This window comes from Acinetobacter sedimenti (genome assembly GCF_022601685.1).
Lineage (GTDB): Bacteria > Pseudomonadota > Gammaproteobacteria > Pseudomonadales > Moraxellaceae > Acinetobacter > Acinetobacter sedimenti.
The window spans coordinates 1-19925 of sequence record NZ_JAKUML010000018.1; the positions used below are offsets into that span (position 1 = coordinate 1).

At 40.5% G+C, this 19925-nt stretch carries 15 protein-coding genes; 2 read left to right on the forward strand and 13 right to left on the reverse strand.

The window, feature by feature from the left end; genetic code table 11:
- Positions 1–229: 229 nt before the first annotated feature.
- The 8 genes from MKI79_RS10235 to MKI79_RS10270 form a co-directional block, all read right to left on the reverse strand.
- Positions 230–2392 carry a malate synthase G gene (locus MKI79_RS10235; RefSeq protein WP_241573042.1) on the reverse strand — a complete coding sequence of 721 codons (2163 nt, stop codon included), beginning with the start codon at positions 2390–2392 and terminating at the stop codon, positions 230–232.
- A gap of 275 nt (positions 2393–2667) precedes the next feature.
- Positions 2668–3810: a cell division protein ZapE gene (zapE, locus tag MKI79_RS10240; RefSeq protein ID WP_241573049.1), complete on the reverse strand. Its 1143-nt coding sequence runs from the start codon at positions 3808–3810 to the stop codon at positions 2668–2670.
- A 184-nt stretch (positions 3811–3994) separates the two neighbouring features.
- Positions 3995–4495: a DUF2505 family protein gene (locus MKI79_RS10245; protein WP_241573052.1), complete on the reverse strand. Its 501-nt coding sequence runs from the start codon at positions 4493–4495 to the stop codon at positions 3995–3997.
- Between the two features lie 88 nt (positions 4496–4583).
- Positions 4584–5408 (reverse strand): DNA alkylation repair protein, encoded by an 825-nt coding sequence (locus MKI79_RS10250; RefSeq protein ID WP_241573053.1) that lies wholly within the window; start codon positions 5406–5408, stop codon positions 4584–4586.
- A gap of 86 nt (positions 5409–5494) precedes the next feature.
- A complete protein-coding gene (locus tag MKI79_RS10255) occupies positions 5495–6151 on the reverse strand; it encodes an SMI1/KNR4 family protein (RefSeq protein WP_241573055.1) in 657 nt (218 codons plus the stop codon).
- A gap of 73 nt (positions 6152–6224) precedes the next feature.
- The gene (locus MKI79_RS10260; RefSeq protein WP_241573057.1) at positions 6225–7172 is read right to left on the reverse strand and encodes a hypothetical protein; all 948 of its coding nucleotides are present in this window, start codon (positions 7170–7172) and stop codon (positions 6225–6227) included.
- A gap of 33 nt (positions 7173–7205) precedes the next feature.
- Positions 7206–8363 (reverse strand): toxic anion resistance protein, encoded by a 1158-nt coding sequence (locus MKI79_RS10265; protein WP_241573059.1) that lies wholly within the window; start codon positions 8361–8363, stop codon positions 7206–7208.
- A gap of 23 nt (positions 8364–8386) precedes the next feature.
- Positions 8387–9310 carry a hypothetical protein gene (locus tag MKI79_RS10270; RefSeq protein ID WP_241573062.1) on the reverse strand — a complete coding sequence of 308 codons (924 nt, stop codon included), beginning with the start codon at positions 9308–9310 and terminating at the stop codon, positions 8387–8389.
- A 270-nt stretch (positions 9311–9580) separates the two neighbouring features.
- Between MKI79_RS10270 and queG the strand changes: the two genes are divergently transcribed.
- On the forward strand, positions 9581–10675 hold the full coding sequence (gene queG / locus MKI79_RS10275) for a tRNA epoxyqueuosine(34) reductase QueG (RefSeq protein ID WP_241573064.1): 1095 nt from the start codon (positions 9581–9583) through the stop codon (positions 10673–10675).
- A gap of 74 nt (positions 10676–10749) precedes the next feature.
- Here queG and MKI79_RS10280 read toward each other — a convergent pair whose 3' ends face one another.
- From MKI79_RS10280 to MKI79_RS10290, 3 genes are all read right to left on the reverse strand, one after another.
- A complete protein-coding gene (locus MKI79_RS10280) occupies positions 10750–11172 on the reverse strand; it encodes an RDD family protein (RefSeq protein ID WP_241573080.1) in 423 nt (140 codons plus the stop codon).
- 184 nt (positions 11173–11356) lie between these two features.
- Complete coding sequence (gene pepN / locus MKI79_RS10285) at positions 11357–13972, reverse strand: aminopeptidase N (protein WP_241573091.1); 2616 nt, start codon at positions 13970–13972, stop codon at positions 11357–11359.
- Positions 13973–14087: 115 nt separating this feature from the next.
- Positions 14088–14423, reverse strand: coding sequence for a DMT family transporter (locus MKI79_RS10290; RefSeq protein WP_241573177.1), 336 nt, complete (start codon positions 14421–14423; stop codon positions 14088–14090).
- 149 nt (positions 14424–14572) lie between these two features.
- On the opposite strand from MKI79_RS10290, the gene MKI79_RS10295 reads away from it, so the two are divergent.
- Positions 14573–15766: a hypothetical protein gene (locus MKI79_RS10295; protein WP_241573092.1), complete on the forward strand. Its 1194-nt coding sequence runs from the start codon at positions 14573–14575 to the stop codon at positions 15764–15766.
- A 1-nt stretch (position 15767) separates the two neighbouring features.
- Here the strand turns inward: MKI79_RS10295 and MKI79_RS10300 are convergent, their stop codons facing one another.
- Both MKI79_RS10300 and MKI79_RS10305 read right to left on the reverse strand, forming a co-directional pair.
- Positions 15768–18857 (reverse strand): multidrug efflux RND transporter permease subunit, encoded by a 3090-nt coding sequence (locus tag MKI79_RS10300; RefSeq protein WP_241573097.1) that lies wholly within the window; start codon positions 18855–18857, stop codon positions 15768–15770.
- A 275-nt stretch (positions 18858–19132) separates the two neighbouring features.
- Entirely contained in the window at positions 19133–19783 is a 651-nt protein-coding gene (locus MKI79_RS10305; RefSeq protein WP_241573099.1) for a DUF2057 family protein, read from the reverse strand.
- Positions 19784–19925: the final 142 nt, after the last annotated feature.

Sequence of the window (19925 nt, forward strand, 5' to 3'; positions counted from 1 at the left end):
AATTCAAAACGTAGACATGGTTCCAATGGTCAACGTTCTCCATTAGATTATGAAAAGGCCCATCAAAAGATGGTTATATGTGTCTAGAATTTTGGTGGCTATTCAGGGTTAGTTTTGAACTTGCATCAGTCGATTTAGCAAATAAGTTCGTAATCTTATCGTGTTAAACATCAAAAAAAGACTCAGTAAAAACTGAGTCTTTCTTTTTAAAGCGGTATCATCGAAATGATTAGTCGCCTTGATAACCTTTCAGCTTCAAACGTGCAGCGTGCAATAGTGGCTCTGTATAGCCCGATGGTTGCTCTGCGCCTTTGAAGATCAAGTCAGATGCGGCTTGGAACGCAATACCGTCAAAGTTTGGCGCCATAGGCGTGTATAGCGGATCATTGGCATTTTGCTCATCGACGATTTTCGCCATGCGCTTCAATACTTCTTCCACTTGCGCTTGAGTCACGATACCGTGACGCAACCAGTTGGCAACGTGTTGAGATGAAATACGCAATGTTGCACGGTCTTCCATCAAACCGACATTGTTGATGTCTGGTACTTTTGAACAACCTACACCCAAGTCAACCCAACGTACTACATAACCCAAGATACCTTGACAGTTATTTTCAAGTTCGTTGTTGATCTCATCCGCTGACCAATTGGTTTCTGGTGCAAATGGTGGTGTCAATAGATCGTCTAAAGACAACATTTGTTCAGTTTTCAATTGATCTTGACGTGCTTTGACGTTGATTTGATGATAGTGCATTGCGTGAAGTGCTGCACCAGTCGGTGACGGTACCCATGCACAGCTTGCACCTGCATTTGGATGTGCAGTCTTCGTCGCAAGCATGTCTTTCATGCTGTCAGGTTTTGGCCACATGCCTTTACCGATTTGTGCTTTACCTTGTAAACCACATGCAAGACCGATAGCGACGTTACGGTTTTCGTAAGCGGCAATCCATTTTTGTGTTTTCACAGCTTCTTTACGAACCACTGGCGCAGCTTCCATAGATGTATGGATTTCATCACCTGTACGATCCATAAAGCCTGTGTTGATGAAGATGGTACGATCTTTCGCTTCAGCGATACAGTTCTTCAAGTTCACAGAAGTACGACGTTCTTCGTCCATGATACCGACTTTCAACGTCTTATCAGGAAGACCTAAAGCTTTCTCTACACGACCAAATAATTCAACCGTAAATGCAACTTCTTCTGGACCGTGCATTTTTGGTTTAACGATGTACATCGAACCTTTACGAGAGTTCTTAAGTTCGTTTTGACCTTTGATGTCTGCAATCGTAAGCAAAGGTGTAACCAATGCGTCCATGATGCCTTCAAAGATTTCTTGACCATCAACCAAGATCGCAGGGTTTGTCATCAAGTGACCAACATTACGAAGTAACATCAATGAACGACCGTGAAGCGTCGTTTCGCCACCGATCAAGTTTTTGCAAGTACGATCCGCATTCAAAGTACGAGTGATGACTTTATCACCTTTGGCAATTGATTCTTGAAGCGTACCACGCATCAAACCTAACCAGTTGCGATAGCCTTCAACTTTCTCTTCTGCATCAACCGCAGCAACCGAATCTTCCAAATCTTGAATGGTCGTGATTGCCGCTTCCATGATGAGATCTTTCACGCCAGCAGAATCCGCTTGACCGATTGGGCTAGACGCATCTACTTCAATAATCACATGCAGACCGTTGTTTAGTAGAACAATTTCTTTCGGTGCAGACGTTTCGCCGTTGAAGCCAACGAATTGCGCTTCATTTTTCAAAGTCGTTGTTGAGCCGTCTTTAAGCGTAACAACTAAAGCATTTGATGCCACAGCATATTTGGTCACATCATCGTGTGTACCTTGTGCCAATGGGAATGTTTCATTTAAGAAGTTCTTCGCAAATGCGATAACTTTTGCACCACGTGCAGGATTGTAGCCTACGCCTTTTTCTGCGCCATCTTCATCAGAGATCACGTCGAAGCCATACAAGGCATCGTACAATGAACCCCAACGTGCATTCGCCGCATTCAAGCAATAACGTGCATTACGTACAGGTACAACCAATTGCGCACCTGCAAGAAGTGCAATCTCTTCATCAACATTTTCAGTAGTGATTTGGAAGTCTGCAACTTCAGGCTCTAAATAACCGATCTCTGTTAAGAATGCTTTGTACGCTTCAAGTTCAAACTTGTTATTACGATGCCATTCATCAATTTGCTTTTGCAAAGCATCACGTTTTTCTAATAAGGCTTTATTCTTTGGGCTAAGATCGACAACGACTTGTTCAAAGTTTTTCCAGTATGTTGCACTGTCGATGCCACTGCCTGGGAGTGCTTCATTTTCAATAAAATCATAAAGTTCTTTGGCAATCGCAAGTTTGCCCTGTTGAATACGTTGAGTCATTGTACTTCCTAACTTTTGGATACTTTGAATTTTTGATTAAGGTTCAGTTCAGCTTACATACATAAATAGATGTAGATGCAAACTCAATAGACGCAAAATTCAATTAAACGACTAGTATACTGATGAAAAATCATCTGCATACCTCTATTACCACGTAAAATAATAAACATGTTTTGAGAAAATAATAGTCTTTTCTCAAGCCTGTAATGCTTTTACACAAAAAAGCTGATCAATCAAACCATTCTGCATCAATTCAATTGATCAACTAACTTTCTTCAGATCAACTCACGCTGTGTCGCATTAGTCGATTCATTCAAACGATGTTCAGTATTGAGGTAATCTTCCGACTGCATCTCTAGCAAACGTGAACGAGTTCGCTCAATCTCAAATGCAAGGCGTTCACCTTTATATAACTGGATAATGGAGTCTTCTGATGTCAAAATCAACTTCACACGGCGATCATAAAACTCATCTACTAAATAAATAAATCGACGTGTGCCATCTGCCAAATGATCATTGAGATGTGGAATATGGCTCACAAGCACTGTATTGTAAGTATTCGCAATCTCAATAAAATCCGCAGGACTACGAGGTTTCAAACATAGCTCAGAAAAGTCACACCATAATACATCCTCTGTGTGCATGCGTGTTACGACCACACGATTGTTGACCAAAATCGGTTCTGGTGATTTGACTTGATTGGTTGTCAAACTATGAAAGCGTTCTTCGATCCACGCTTCATGCTCACGATTCAGCGGATATTTAAACAGTTGTGATTGTTTCAGTACACGTAGACGGTAATCCACACCTGAATCAACATTAAGCACGGTACAATTCTTTTTCACCAATTCAATCGTTGGTAAGAAGCGATCACGATGAATGCCATTCTTATACAACCCATCAGGTGCAATATTTGACGTCGCAACCAAAGTCACACCACGACTAAATAGCTTTTGGAATAGATCACCCAAAATCATCGCATCGGTAACATTCGATACAAAAAATTCATCGAAACAAATCACCACCGCATCACGATAAATCTGATCGGCAACGATATCGAGCGGATTACGCTGACCTGAAAGTTTATTGAGCTCTAGATGTACGTGTTGCATAAAGTGGTGAAAGTGCATGCGCATCTTACGGCGAAATGGTACAGCATCATAAAACTGATCCATCAACCACGTTTTACCGCGCCCTACACCGCCCCACATATAGACACCATCAGGCGAATCCTGACGACGGAAACGACGAAATGCTTTTTTTGAAGATTTGTAGCGTTGAATCAGCTCTTGCCAAACTCGTTCTAGGTTTTCTACTGCTTTGGCTTGTTCAATATCAGGACTAAACTGACCTGAATCTAAAGCATTTTGATAACGGGTAGCAGGAGAAAGCACTTCGACGGTATGGAAAGTATTCATAGGAGATAAAGTATTTATACAACTGTGTAAAATAGTATAACAGACCGAGTGGAAGAAACATGCAACTTTAGTGAAAGCACAGTCAGCTCAAAACTGAAATATACTGCACAATCACCAAGTTGTATGTCAAAAATACATTAGAAATTGAACATTAGAAATTTTATATTTAAAAAATATCTAAAGATTACGCACTTGCCAATTTCTTTTTGATTTCGTCTTCAACGATTGAAATTTCTAAGTCGCTAAAACGGCGAATTTCACCTTCTGCATGTTTTTCAAGCATACCGCCGATAAGTGGAACTTTCACCTTAACCGTCCAATTCAGCTTAAAATTCACTTGGTTTTCGTCGCCTGTCACGGTACGTTGACTGGTCGCTTGTAGTGGAAGATTTGCACCAAGCTCAACCGTCGAAGTGAGTTGTTCAACATTGGTCACATCACTACGCTTTAAACGAAAAGCATCTTTCAGCAATTTTTTAGCGATCTCTGGAATATTCACATCAAGATTGTATTCACGACGCAAAGTGTAAATATCACCATTCAAATTTGATTCGATAATTTCGAGCTTTTCCCCTGGAATACGGCGACACACTGCTTCGTGTAATTCGGTATCTTTAACCAAAGTTTTAAACTGCTCAAGTGAAACCCCAGTAATCGTTGCTTCGACAGTAAACTGATGTGCCATAAACTTCATTTCCATAGTTTGGTTTTTTATTGGAGTGCTTATTTAACTGGAATTCTGCACATTTGTAAAACGCATTTTTAGCCAAAACTTAAACACCATTTTTCATAAGTGTTCTGAGTGCTCTTTTGACAATGTATTGCGTTGCTTTCATATGCTTTGGATTGGCGTGACTTTGTTTCAACCACTGATCACATAGAGTCTGCACAAACTCAGGTTTTGTTTTACTGGCGTCATTGAGCCAATTTGCTACGCTATCCTGTACATATTTTTCAGGATCTTGATAAAGTGGCTCTAGTAATGACAACGCCAGTTCAGGATTATCTTTTAAATCTTCAATATGATTGCACCATACGCCACGTGGACGAGTGGCTTCAGTGGCAAAACGCCGTATAAACGCATCTTCATGCACCACCCAACCTTGCAAAATCTCAATGCTTTGCTCAAGCTGTAAAATAATATAGGGACGCATCGCCATCCAAGCCACTTCACGCACGCCAAAATGGGTATCCTGGGCAAATGGCTGAATTACCCTAAATCGCTCTGATAAGCTCATTTCTGGATTAAGTACAACTGCATAACACGCCCAACAGCGCACCATATCTGATTGATGTGTAATGATTTTCGATAATAATTTTATTGAATGTTCCGACAAAGCAAGCTGATACAGCAAGCTACCAATACACGCATTTCGACTATTCACCGTAGGCTTTTTCAGGTTTTCAATCTGTTTCTGCATATTGGTAAAATGCGCAGATAAATCCAGTTCAGCCAAGAAATTTTTCAATAATTCGACTTGATCGACAGCCAGCCATTCCACCAAATTTGCAGATTCGATTTCACCACGATTAAGCTGTTCTAAAATGCTTTGTGGAATATCTTTGGTGCTTCTTGCACCTTTACGCGCTGTGTTCATCAGTTCTCTTTGTGAGTTTTGAGTTGTATAAGAATAATCATACTAACTAAGCCACTAAGCCACTAAGCCACTAAGCCACTAAGCCACTAAGCATTTTGAAAAGAATCAAACCAAAATGAATAGTACTGTCCTGCATATTTTTTCATCTGTGGAAAATACCATTTGGCGACACTGTCCACCAAGTTAAAACCACGTTCATCATCAATGATTTCAAAGTCAGGATGATTAAGCATGGCATGTTGATAGCAGGCGCACAATAAAAACTGTGGGATATTATCCGCTACCGTGTCGCCATAATCCCAACCACCCGAACCATGAATGCGCATTTCCACTTGAGTCGTACCACTTTTTAAATCAATAAAATAGGGATCGCCTCCTTCATTCGCAATCATAAAATAGTGCGCTGGCCAGCCGTCAATGTCTTCTTTGAGCACTGAATTATAGTTATATCCATCCTGAATAAATTTCAACTCATGTAACGGCAATAAACTCAGCGGATTACCGACAGTATCTAAGGCGACACCTTTTTGATCGCAGACTTGGACGATATAGTCTTGCAACTCGCTTGGAAATGGATCGTGAAATTCCGCTTGAATGCGTTTCAGTGCTTCGCTGTTATCGTGCTTGCCTTGCATGGTAAATTCTTGATAAACACCTTCATACCATTCATGCCCGACCAGTTTGGGATCAGGTTCAGGCCAAAATTTTTCAATTTCGAGTAATGCTTCATTTAATTTACTCATGTTATTCCTTTTTATATGGGTAATTTATTGCAATGAATAACTTTTTATTGATTAGTAGTCGCCCATCAAGCATTCAATTTAATAACTGCTGTTCAATCCGCCCAAGCCGTTTGCTCAATCGCCAATTCAGCAGATAAAAAATCACCACCAACACAGCAAAGCTAATAATCAAAGCAATTAAAATCAATTGCATGATCTGCACAATACGATTCGCTTCATTGACTTGATTTTGCACGGTTTCGGCAAAAGGTGTGACTGCTTTGCCGTAGATTTGATGCTGCATCATCCACAGTTGTTCAGGCTTAAAACCATACGCCACCATTTGAGTTGTATCATTTTGCTCAACTTTGGCAAGTTTGGATAAATAAGCCAATGCCACTTCACGATCTATTGGACGATGTAAAATAGCAGTTTGTGCTAAAAGGTAATCTGCAACAGGCTCTTCAATTTTACTTTGCTGAATATAACGATAAACGTTACTTTGCTGAATATTGGTTTGATACTCAACAGCTTCAAGATACTGTTCTTGTTGACGATCGTTACCAACCCATTCGTACTGAGCAAAACTCAATCCTACCCATAACAAGATAAAACTAATCACAAATGCCAAAGTGGTTTGTACAAAGCCTTTCAACTTTTTCTTAAAAAAAGAGAGTTTCTTAGCGTAGAAAATCAGTAAAATCGCTCCGACAAAAGACACACTGAGCTTTAGCCCAAGCCATAAAATCCACTGAATCAAATGACTAAAATAATCATTTTGCCCGCCAATACGATCTTGCACCGCTTGCGCACTAAATGGTACATGGAGTTGTTGCAAAGTCGGTGAAATCTCAAAAAAGGCATAGATCAATTGTTGATTAAAATACAACGCCACCACTGCCATGATGCCAAGCAATAAAGACAACATCATTGAAGCACGCATTTTGTTGCACCGTGCTTTGAGTTGGACTAAGCCTTGCTCAAACTCAACCTGTTGTTGCACAGATAAATGTACCGAAGACCTATCTTTTAATTTGCTCATATGTATTTATGCTCAAAATCGAATAAGTTGAGATTAAGACTTTTTCACTTCAGACTGACTACCTTCGATTACCAATTGATTCAGATTCGATTGTAAAGATTTCAACTTTTCAGTGGCTTGCACACGTTGTTGCATACCCTCTTTTTGAATCTGAATCACATCATTGACGGTTTTAATCAAAGTATTTTGCACATGCTCTAGCGTTTCTACATCAATCACTGCACGTTGATTCGCCTTTGCGGTTTTTACCGAATTATCATGTAAAAGTTCGGCATTACGACGCAGCAACTCATTGGTGGCATCATCAATCGTATTGGCAAGCTCTACGCTATTTTTCTGCTCATTTAAGGACAGTGCCAAGCTGATCTGATTCTTCCATGCAGGTAAGGTGATGTTTTTAATCGCATAAAACTTATCGACCAGCATCAGATTATTGGATTGGATAATCCGAATCATCGGTAACGTTTGCAGTGCAGACTGTTGTAGTGTGCGCAGATCATGCACACGCTTTTCCAAATTATTGGCATGATGATTCAGATCATAAATCTGACTGACGATCTGATGATTGCCTTGATCATTATTTTGACTGCTTAATTCACTGATTTGATTGGCGATTTGTTTCTGCTTGAGCTGTCCAGAGGCAACATAGATGCCAAGCTGACGATACTCATCTTGAATCGCACCGTGCATTTTATCCAGCATATCCACGCGTTGTTTTAGACCACCTTGTGTGGTTTCAATCTCTTTGACCAAGGTGTCGATTTGCGCCTTACTATCATTAAAGCGCAGTTGAAAACTTTGCTTTGCGCCGTTGAATTTCGATAAAATCGAACCGATCAAGCCTTTCTTTTTATTCTCAGCAAGCACATTGTCACTATTCAGTTGCTGTGCAACTTGCACCACTTGATTGAGCTTTTGCCCTGTTTCATCCAAATCTTTGCTTTGCACCATTTGTAGCAATTCATCGGTATAGCTAGAGGTCGCTAATGCGATATTTTTGCCATATTCCGCCACGCTGTTTTGCCCTAATTCATCCAGTTCATGACTGACTTCTTGTACTTGGGCAAAATCTTGTTCTGATAAGCCCAAAGACTGTAAATCCAGTTGCTCAAATTCGGATTGGCTGAGTTTATTTTCCGTCTGAATGACTTGATTTTGCGGATCAGAAGAAGATGGATTTGAATTACTCATGGTTGTTTTCCTCAAGATCGTTTTTACTCGAAATTTATTTGCTGTTGGACGTTTGTTGGCTTTGGGCTTTGCTGTGCTTGTGTTGACTGGGATTGCGAGCGCTCAATATCTAAAGTCCGAATCAATTGCTCACGTAGTCGATTGAGTTTTTCCAGTTCCGCAGGACTTTGCCCTGCATAACTCGCCCGAATCTGTTGATACCACAGTGGAATCAATACATTTTTCGCCTCATTAAAACGGTCTAAAATTGTCAGCGCCACATTTTGATTGAGCTGAATCTGTGCCATTGCCAGATCTGTGGCATGTTGTGAAGTCATCAGCATGTTGATTTTTTTATCCAATCGTATTGAAAATGACTCATATTGAGCACTCGATGCAAACTGCTGAGCTTGCTGTAAAAACTGTTCGCCTGCCTCAATATATTGGGACATTTCCACCTGTTTATTTTCTAAGGCTTGGAAATTTTGTTGCGATTGCATGATCTCGCCGTAGACACATTGGCTTAACACTGTCGCTTGCTCAATACTTTTTTCAAGACTTTTTAAGAAGTTAATCGAACCTGCCTGATGCTCCAAATCGACACCAAACCAACGATGTAAGAAATGATATTTCTTGGCGCTAAATATTTTTTTCGATTGATTCAGCTGTTTAATGATGTTTTGAATCAGTCGCCCAAGTTCGGCAGAATGCGCAATATTTGCTTGTGCCAAAAGGCGTTGTTGCTCTTGAATAATCGGATCTGCATAATGACTGAGCTTAGACGGATCATTGAGTATGGGCGTGAGAATATCTCGTTGAATGGCGATAATTGCTGATTGTTCGTACTTAGCTTGGTCAGATTTTGACTGATCAAAGCCATTCTCATGATTTACTGGGTTTAAATCATGTGCATTTTTTTCATCAGACTTTTTGTCTATTCGACTCGATCGCTTAAACGAAATACCCAAATGTACTTAACCCCCAAATGCCTTAGAATCTCTAGATTGCTAACTATACGTTAACAACAAACAATTGAATTACCTGTTAATAATAAATGGTATTTTCCCTCTCCATTTCAACATTTATCTTTTAAAAATTACAAATTCGCTACGTAGATTTTCACTCATCAAGCAGATGAATTTAAAAGTCATCTGAATGTCTCAATACAATGAAAGACCCTTGGTTCTGTTATACTTCTTTTCCATTTTTTTTGAATTATTTTTATTCATCTCACGTTTATGTCCAAAGCCATTCCCAGTATCGACCTACAGCTGCGTAACGATCCGATTGCACTCAAAGCATGGATCAAAGCAGAGGCGCAAGACCTAGGTTTTGCCGACTGTGTGGTGGCTCGTCCTGATGTACAAGATCAATTGCAGCATCTACAAGCCTATTTGGACAAGGGCTATCACGCCGATATGCACTATTTGGCGGAAAATCTCGATAAACGTGCCAATCCCAAACTTTTAGTTGAGGGCACAGAATGTATTCTTTGCGTCAGACTGAACTATCTACAAGAAAAACCACAAGGTCGTTATGTGCCTGAACAGCCTGATGTCGGCATCATTGCACGTTATGCGCGTGGGCGGGATTATCACAAGATCATGCGTGGACGATTAAAACAACTTGCACAGCGTATCGAAGCCAAAGTCGGGCAATTTTCCAATCGTCCATTTAGCGACTCCGCACCGATATTTGAAAAAGCCCTTGCGGAAAATGCAGGCATGGGCTGGACAGGTAAACATACTTTACTCATCAATCGAGATTCAGGTTCATTTTTTGTGTTGGGTGAATTGTTTTGTGGCTTGCCCTTGCCTTTTGATGAGTCAACCACGGCGCATTGTGGCAGTTGCTCCGCCTGTATTGATATTTGTCCGACTCAAGCCATCGTTGCACCTTATCAGCTTGATGCACGTAAATGTATCGCCTATCTGACCATTGAATATAAAGGCAGTATTCCGCTCGAACTCCGTCCACAAATCGGTAATCGGATTTTCGGCTGTGATGATTGTCAGCTGGTCTGTCCGTGGAATCGTTATGCGCATGTCACCACCATTGATGATTTCTTGCCTCGACATGGCTTAGACCGAACTTCACTACTAGAGTTTTGGCAATGGGATGAAGCAACTTTTTTACACAAAACCGAAGGCAGTCCAATCCGCCGAACTGGTTTTCAAAGTTTTAAACGTAATGTAGCGATTGCTTTGGGTAATGCGTCGTATTCTGATGAAATTATCAAACAACTTTCTGCACAAGATAATAATCAACATCAAGAGATCGTGCTTGAGCATCAACACTGGGCGTTGCAACAACAGCTCACTAAGAACATTTAAAACATTTTTTTATCAAACAAACTTGCATAAAAAATGACGCACTAGGCGTCACTCATTATTCGGTGTAAAGCGTCTTATGACACTTCTTTGACCACGACAGACTTAGCAATCTTGTCATGCCAACCTTGCTTTTTGCCGTCCCAAATCATCCAAAAGTAACCGAGAAAAAATACCAAGGTAGAAGGGATATAACCGATATAACGAAGGATTGCTTGCCCAATACTGAGGTTGTTGCCTGTAGCTTCGTCTAAAACTTTTAATTTAAGCAATCGCTTACCAGGTGTTCCTGCAAACTTCACCCAACAGAACACGATAAAGATAATGCCAATTGCTTGCATAATCCAATCTGCTTTCGTCCATGCAAATGGATTTTGCATATCCGCTTCTGATGCGAATAAGAAGCCAATTGGAGTAAAGATAATCATTAAAATAATGGTGTCGATGATCACCGCCGCTAGTCGAATCCAGAATCCTGCGTATTGGTATTGTCCAGACATGTTTATACTCACTTTATATTTAATTTAATCATGATAAAACCAGTTGAAATTCTACACTACCGTAAAACTTAACTGGTTTTATTCTATTTGAAAAATATTCTTATTAAAAGTGCTAAGTTACTGTGTAAGTTACCGCACTTCCTCAAGAAAAAATTTCTCTTTGTAATATCTTTTATGAGTCGATTTATACACTCAACATACTATCAATGGTTTCCACCACATTTTTCGATTTGGCTTGACCTTGTAGCGTTTGCAGTTTTTCTTTCAATTCACTGCGCTTAGGCTCACTCAAGGTATACCAACGTGACAAGGCTTGGATCATTCGAGAACCAACAATTGGATTTTTCTGATCCATGATTTTTGCCAAGTTGATAAAGTGCGCTGTACCGACTTCCCCCCATAGATTGACAGGACGCGAGCCGAGTCCACCTGTAATGGCACGAATACGATTCGGTGTACCGAGATCATAATCAGGATGCGCCACCAATTGCTCAATGCGTGCTTGATCGGCACGAGGATGCGCTGCTTGGATCATAAACCATTGATCAATTGCTAAATCTTCATCTTTAAAACGATTATAAAAATCTTGCAAAGCATCCGACGCTTGCGGTGCATCAAACCACACAAGGACACGAAGCGCACCAAGACGCTCAGTCATATTGTCGGTTGTTTGATACTGCTGATATGCGAGATCAAACACTTCCGTAGAACCTTGTCGAGCCATCATAGTTAAGGCAATATTTCTTAATGCACGAATGCCCATCGCTTGGCTAAATTCGGTTTGCGACTTTGGATCAAGTGTTGTGTAAATGGTTTTCCAAAATTCACCAAATTGTTTCGCTAAATCATTCAGCAAGGCTTCACGTTTGATTTCGACGATTTCAGGACGATAGTCACTATCTATGCGACTTGCCAAATAGCTTTCTGACGGCAAGTCAAGTAATCGAGAAGCAAGATTTGGATCAGTTTTAATCAACTCAGGCAACAGTTTTGCATTGGTGATTGCATCTAAATACACGCTTGAATCATGATTTTTCAGCAAAATGTTCTCAAGCAATGTCTGTGCTGCTTGCCATTGGTTAAAGCCACTGGTTTCGTGCTGAAGCAAAAACGCAAGCTCGGCATCGTTATAGGCAAATTCAAGATTCACAGGCGCAGAGAAATTACGCAGTAATGACACCACTGGACGATTGGTGACATTATTAAAATGAATCGTCGCTTCATCTTGATCAAATAAAATCATGCCGTCTTTGACATGGTTTTCGATCAATGACTCACTCTCCAGTTCAAATTGCTCACCCGTTTCCGCATCGAATAGCGCAATCGCAACAGGAATCGGCACTGCTTTGAGATTTGGATATTTCGCATGTGGCTTGATACTTTGTTTTGAACGTAAAGTATAGACATGCGTGGTGGCGTCATATTCTTCATTAACTTCGAGTGTCGGCGTACCCGGTTGGTTATACCAGGTCAGAAATGCAGATAAATCCACACCAGAACCCGCGCTGAGTGCTGCCACCCAATCTTCGACTGTTACGGCTTGCCCATCATGACGTTTGAAATATTCATCTGTACCGAGGCGGAATTTTTCTTTACCGAGTAAAGTCGCCATCATCCGAGAAATTTCCGCACCTTTTTCATAGACCGTTGCGGTGTAGAAGTTATTAATTTCAACAAAATGATCAGGGCGTGCAGGATGTGATAACGGTCCTGCATCTTCTGGGAACTGGTGCGATTTCAATACCGACACATCATCGATACGCTGAACCGCCGCCGACTGCAAATCTTCCGAGAATGATTGATCACGAAAAACCGTTAAGCCTTCTTTTAGACACAGTTGGAACCAATCACGACAAGTAATGCGGTTACCCGTCCAGTTATGAAAATATTCATGGGCAATCACCGACTGCACTCGCATGATCGCTGCATCTGTGGTGTATTCAGGATCAGCGAGCACACACGAGGTATTGAAGATATTTAAGCCTTTATTTTCCATTGCACCCATGTTGAACGCACTGGTCGCCACGATCATATAGTTGTCCAAATCATACGGACGACCGTAATGCACTTCATCCCATTTCATCGAATCTTTCAGGGCTTGCATGGCGATATGACATTTCGGAATGTCTTTGGCTTCGGCGTAGATTTCCAACGCTACATCACGCCCTTCCATGGTGGTGTAGCTGTCTTTGAGCACCTGTAAATCACCAATTACACAGGCAAATAAATAGCTTGGCTTTTTGGTTGGATCTTGCCAAACCGTATAATGACGACCGCCGTCCAACTCCCCTTTTTCAATCAAGTTCCCGTTAGCAAGCAAGACTGGAAATTTTTTTTCCGCCTCGACACGCGTAGTAAATACTGACAACACATCAGGGCGATCAGGAAAAAAGGTAATTTTACGGAAGCCTTCAGGCTCGTTTTGCGTAACAAAAAGATCGTCACCTGCTTTGTACAGACCTTCAAGCTGTGTATTAGATTCAGGATGAATGATCACAAGCGTTTCAACCACCGCTTGATCAGGTGCGTTGGCAATAGTGAGTTGTTCACTATCAAGTTGATATTGTTCAGGACTAAGCACTTGACCATTGATTTTGATTGATTTTAATTCTAAATCTCGCCCAAGTAGTACCAAATCCCCTGCATGCTGGCGTCGCATGTCCAGTTTGGCAGTGACTTCACTGTATGTATCAAATACACGAATATCCAAGTCGATGCTGTTCACCGCAAAGGCAGGGGGCATGTAATCTTTTAAATAAATGGTTTCAGGGACACTAGGCGTATCGACAGCAATATTCATGTATTTTTTCCTTTAATTTGAGTGCAGTTTCATTCAATTTAGGTTATTTGATATAAGTAATGGCGAATGATTGATTTTAAAGGGACATTATCCATAGCATGATTGATTTTTGTGTTTAATGTGAAACAGATTTTGAAAACAGATTAATTACGATCACACCAAGAATAATCAAAGCGATACCAATCTGCGCAGGCATATCGAGGCGTTGATTTAAGTAAATCCAACCCACAATCGAAATGAGCACAATGCCCAAACCACTCCACAAGGCATAAGTAATGCCAATCGGAATACTCTTACTGACGATACTTAGGCAGTAAAAAGCGATGCCATAGCCAAGCGCCATAATTAAGGTTGGCACCAGCTTAGTAAAACCTTCTGAACGTACTAAAGCCGTAGTTGCGATCACTTCACAAGCAATCGCAAAAGCAAGAATCAAATAGCTTTTTAACATCATTCACTTATTAGCTCATTAAATTAAGTGATTAAATTATATATAAATTCCCATGCTGAGGATTGAATGGCTTGAAATTAACACGATAAATTTATGTTAATGCTTTACAATATCAGTCTGCCATTTAATCTTATTCTCAAGCTCAAATCATGCCCGAAGTCAGTCAAATTTTCCAAAAACAATTGGATGCCAGTCAGTATTGCCCTGTCTGTCAGGCGGCGATGTATTGGGTTGAGGCAGAGTATTACCACCAAGCGATGAGCTACCACCAATGTTCACACTGTGATCATTGTCAGTTCGTACAAAATGCAGGACAAAACTGTCACTGCGAATACTGTCTAAAACAACGCAAAAAATCCATCCAAAGCAGTTTATATACCGAACGCAAAGAACAACAACGCAAAAAGCAACGTGCCGAAGACAATCTGGAATATTTACTTGATGATTTGAGTTTATTAGAGAAATTATTTTTACTCAGTTTACTTGATGGTACGGTGGATGATCATCGTGTGCATGATCAGTTTCTTGACTTTTCACGTTATCGTTCAACGCATATCGCACCGAGTTATCAACTATTTAAAATGCTAAAACAGCAGTTAATTAATAATGACTATTTGCTAGAAAAAACGCTTTTAGAAAAACAACACTCGGAAAATGTAGAACAATATTATACCAATTTGAAATTGCAAGGTTATCGAGAGCCGAGCCTGCTCAGTATCACTGAACAGCTTCGAGCATGGTTTTATCGTGACTTTTGTCAAGGCGTGCCATTTCGAAGTAGTAGTGAAGTGAAACAGACTTTGCAATTGATCTTGGCACATGAACTTTTGCATTTTTGTCAATATCGTTGTCAGGCTTTACATGTGCAATTTTATGGCAATCAAGCCTTGATTGATCAATTTCAAAATTTACTGAATGAACTTGCTGTGACACAAATTTACTTTCTGATTGATCGTGCGTTGAATTATTTAGCAGAAAAAAAGTTGTTACAACCGTCTAATCAAAACTATGTGAATACCAACCGACTACGCAAAACCTTAGCTGAATATCGGCAACGAGGCATTGAACAGCATTGGGAAACGCAAAATCTACCACGTCCGCAAGATATGCCACGCTCACAGATGACAGAAATTTTCCTACATCGGTTTTTAAAACTTGATGACAAGGTCTATCAACAACCACTGTGGAAATCATGGCAACTGATCTTGCCAAAGCTACGTTTCTTCGCAGAGTGTCATTGTATCCAATGTGGTAGCCGTGATTTAACCATTGAGTATTCGACTGAAGAATATGTATCGTTTAGCTGTTTGCATTGTAAGCAACAGGATCATTATTTTATTTAGATCACTGAGTAAACTTCAGTTTCGATTTTCGTATCAACACATACATCAGTGGAATAAAAATCAAGACTAAGACTGTGCCAAACAACACTCCGCCAAACACGCTATAACCAATCGCCTGACGACTCAGCGCACCTGCGCCAGTTGAAAACATTAATGGAATCACCCCTGCACCAAAAGCAATCGACGTCATGAGAATAGGACGTAGACGTAATCCTGCGGCGTGTAGCGCAGATTGAATTGCCGTTTGTCCTTGTTGTTGCAGGCTTGCAGCATATTCCACCATGAGAATGGCATTTTTACAGGACAACCCAATCGTCGTGAGTAAAGCGATTTGGAAATAAATATCGTTGGCAAAACCAAATACAAAACTAAACACAATCGTACCACCAATCCCCAAAGGAATCGCCGCCATGACTGCTGTTGGAATCGACCAACTTTCATACAGCGCAGCAAGACATAAGAAGATAAAGGCAACTGATACTAGATATAGCCAAATCGCCTGATTGCTAGATTGTTGCTCTTGATAAGACAAGCCACTCCAAGCCAGATCAACACCATCAATTTGCTGAACTAATTCGGATATTTTCTGCATTACTTGACCACTACTCACTCCTGCCGCTGGTTCAGCCTCCATTTCCATGCCTGCATAACCTGCAAAACGCTCAAGCGTCGGTGGTGCACCTTGCCATGAAATCGAACTAAACTGATTAAATGGAATCATCTGACCAAGATTATTTTCGATATACCAATAACTTAAATCTTCAGGCTTCGAGCGATACGGTGCATCACCTTGTAGATAAACACGTTTAATCCGTCCACGATCAATAAAGTCATTGATATAACTGCCACTCCATGCAGTTGATAAGGTACCATTAATCGCATTGACATCGACACCGTTAACCATTGCTGCTTTATGATCAATATCAACACTGAGCACCGATTGATTGTCATTACTTTCTTTTTCAATATTGGCAATTACACCACTTGCACCCGCAAGTTGTTGTAATTCGGCAAACTTCTCAAGTAATCCTTCTTGCCCAAGTCCGCGATTATCCTGTAGCCAAAATTCCACTTTATCCGAATTCCCTAGCCCACGAATCACAGACGGCGCAATGACGCGGACATTTGCATCGGTATTTGCGCTAAAGTATTTATTGGCACGTTGACGTATCGCATCGGTTGTATTATTTTCCCCTTTGCGCTCACTCCAATCTTTGAAGGAAACAAAAGCTTGACCGAGATTCTGTCCATTGCCTGAAAAGTTTCGACCATGAATCACCATGATGCCATTTAGCGTATTTTTTTCTTGTTCATTAAAATATTGATAAATCTCTAAACCAATTTTTTCAGTTTCTCGAAGTGGCGTACCCTCTGGCAAGCTAAATTGTACACTGAGCAAACCTTGATCTTCTTGTGGTAAAAAACTGGTTGGTAAATTTTGATAAATCCAAACAAATCCTGCAATCAATACAGCAAATATAAACAAAGAGATATTGCGAACATTGATCATTTTATTGGCTATATTTAAATAATAATTTTTTAACCGATCAATCCAAGCATTAAATTTCTCCGCCCATTTTGATTTTTTCTCAGGACGTAACAACAAAGCACACAATGCAGGTGTCAAAATCAGCGCAACAAGTAATGACAATGCCATTGCAACAACAAGTGTAATGGAAAACTGTCGATAAATAATCCCTGTTGCACCACTAAAAAATGACATGGGAATAAATACCGCAGTCAACACTAAAGTAATACCAATTAACGCCCCACTAATCTCTTGCATCGACTGAATACTGGCTTGCTTGGCATCAAGATGCTGTTCGTGCATGATACGTTCGACATTTTCCACCACCACGATCGCATCATCAACCAAAAGACCAATTGCCAAAACCATGGCAAATAAGGTCAAAGTATTGATACTCATACCAAGTACCAATAGCACTGCACAGGTTCCCAAAATCACCACAGGTACCGTCACCGCAGGAATGATCGTCGCTCGCCAACTTTGTAAGAATAAAAACATCACCAAAACGACAAGGACAATCGCCTCAAACAATGTCGCTGTGACCTGTGACATGGATGCTTTGACAAATGGCGTATCATCACGTGGATAGACGATAAAATAACCTTCAGGTAAATTTTCTTTCAGATGTTCAACTTCGGCATAGATCGCATCTGCGGTTTGCATCATATTTGCTCCGACTGACAAAGAAATCGACAGACCAGATGCAGGATGACCATTTAAACGGTTAAATACTTGATAGTTCTCTGCCCCAATTTCCACACGAGCAATATCTTTGAGGTAAACAAAACTGCCATCGTTATTGGCTTTGATAATAATTTGTTCAAATTGTTCTGGTGTACGAAGCAATGCACCTGATTTAACCTTCGCATTCAGATATTGTTCGCTGGATGCAGGCAAATCACCGACCGCACCTGCAGCGACTTGTGCATTTTGTGACTCTAAAGCACTTCGCACATCGCTAACCATTAAGCCATAACGTTGTAATTGCAAAGGATTGAGCCAAATCCGCATTGCATATTGCGAACCAAAAACATTGATCTCACCAACACCTTCGATACGACTTAAATTCAATTCAAAATGATTGGTGAGATAATCAGAAATATCAATATTGGTCGAGCGCCCACTTCGATCACCTAAGCCTATGACCATAAAGGAATCACTTAACGACTTGCGTACATTGACCCCTTGTCGTTGTACATCTTCAGGGAGGCGATTGAGTGCACCATTAATCGCATTTTGCACTTGGACTTGTGCTTGATCTGCATCAGTGCCCTGCTCAAAATATAGGCTAATTCGACTACGACCATTCGAATCACTACTTGCCTGAAAATACAGTAAATTATCAATGCCTTTAATTTGTTGTTCTAAAACTTGGGTCACACTGTCTTCGACAGCTTGTGCATCGGCACCATTGTACGTTGCATTGACGGTAATGCGAGGTGGCGCAATATCAGGATAACGCTCTACAGGAAGTTGGAATACGGAAAAGCTACCGATCGCAACTGTTAAAATTGCCAGTACAAATGCAAAAATTGGACGATGAATAAAAAATTTTGAAATCATTTACATCTGTACCGTACAAAACCAAAAATAGAAAAATCAATTCAATAAGAAATAGAAAAATTGCCACGTCAATTATTCTAAACGTGATGATTGGAAATTTAGCACAACTGCATAAAATTCCTATGAATTCACATGGAATCCATGCTGAATTTACAAAAATAGACAGATAATGAATAAATTAAGGAGATGGCTTGGTCATAAGAAATAATCAAAAAAGCCCATAGTTGCAGAAAACTACAGGCTTTTCAAAAACTGTATATGCAAATAATGAATCTCTATTGATTAGTAGCTTGCTCTGCTAACCAAGCGGTAAACTTTTGGCGTTCTTGTGGGGTTGCAGATTGCCAAAGTTGAATTAACTGCTGTGCCTTGCCTGATGCCGTAGCATTTTGCGTTACAGGCTGAGTTTGCACCGCTGGCGGAACAGTTTTGGCAGTTTGTGCTGAGATCATAGACGATTGGGTTGATACATTTTTTGGCTCATCATCTTTTGAGCGCAGATCCATCACAGAGCCGAACAGACCTTTGCTTAACCACGGTTTTGCCTTGCTATTCGCACCAATTTGTTTGGCGATCAATTGCCCTTGCGCATTTTCCACACCAACTGTTGGTTGCTCTGCAAAGGTTTTCCCTTCTTCAAAATTGCTCGGTGCGCCGACTAAAGTCAGTTTATAGTTTTGACCATCTTGCAGTTGGACTTGATTTAAAGTCACGATATCTGATTTCAGTACATCATGCTCACCAGTGCGGTGTTCGAATAATTGTTTGTAACGCACTGAAATATTGTGAACACCTGCATCGAGTTTGTAGCGATTTTCACTCGCACTAAACAACCCGCCACTAATTTCTTGATCATTAATCGCCACCACGTCGATTTCTTCAGGTGCGGTGATCATCACATCGGCATGAACGATCGTTCCTGTCATAAAAACAGACAGGCCAATTAGCGTTGAAATCAATGCTGATCTGCCTTGCGATATATGCTTCGATGTATATTTTAATGGAGATTGTTTGGTGAGTTTCATGAGTTTGCCCAATTCATCAATTTGTCATAAATTATTGCCTTTG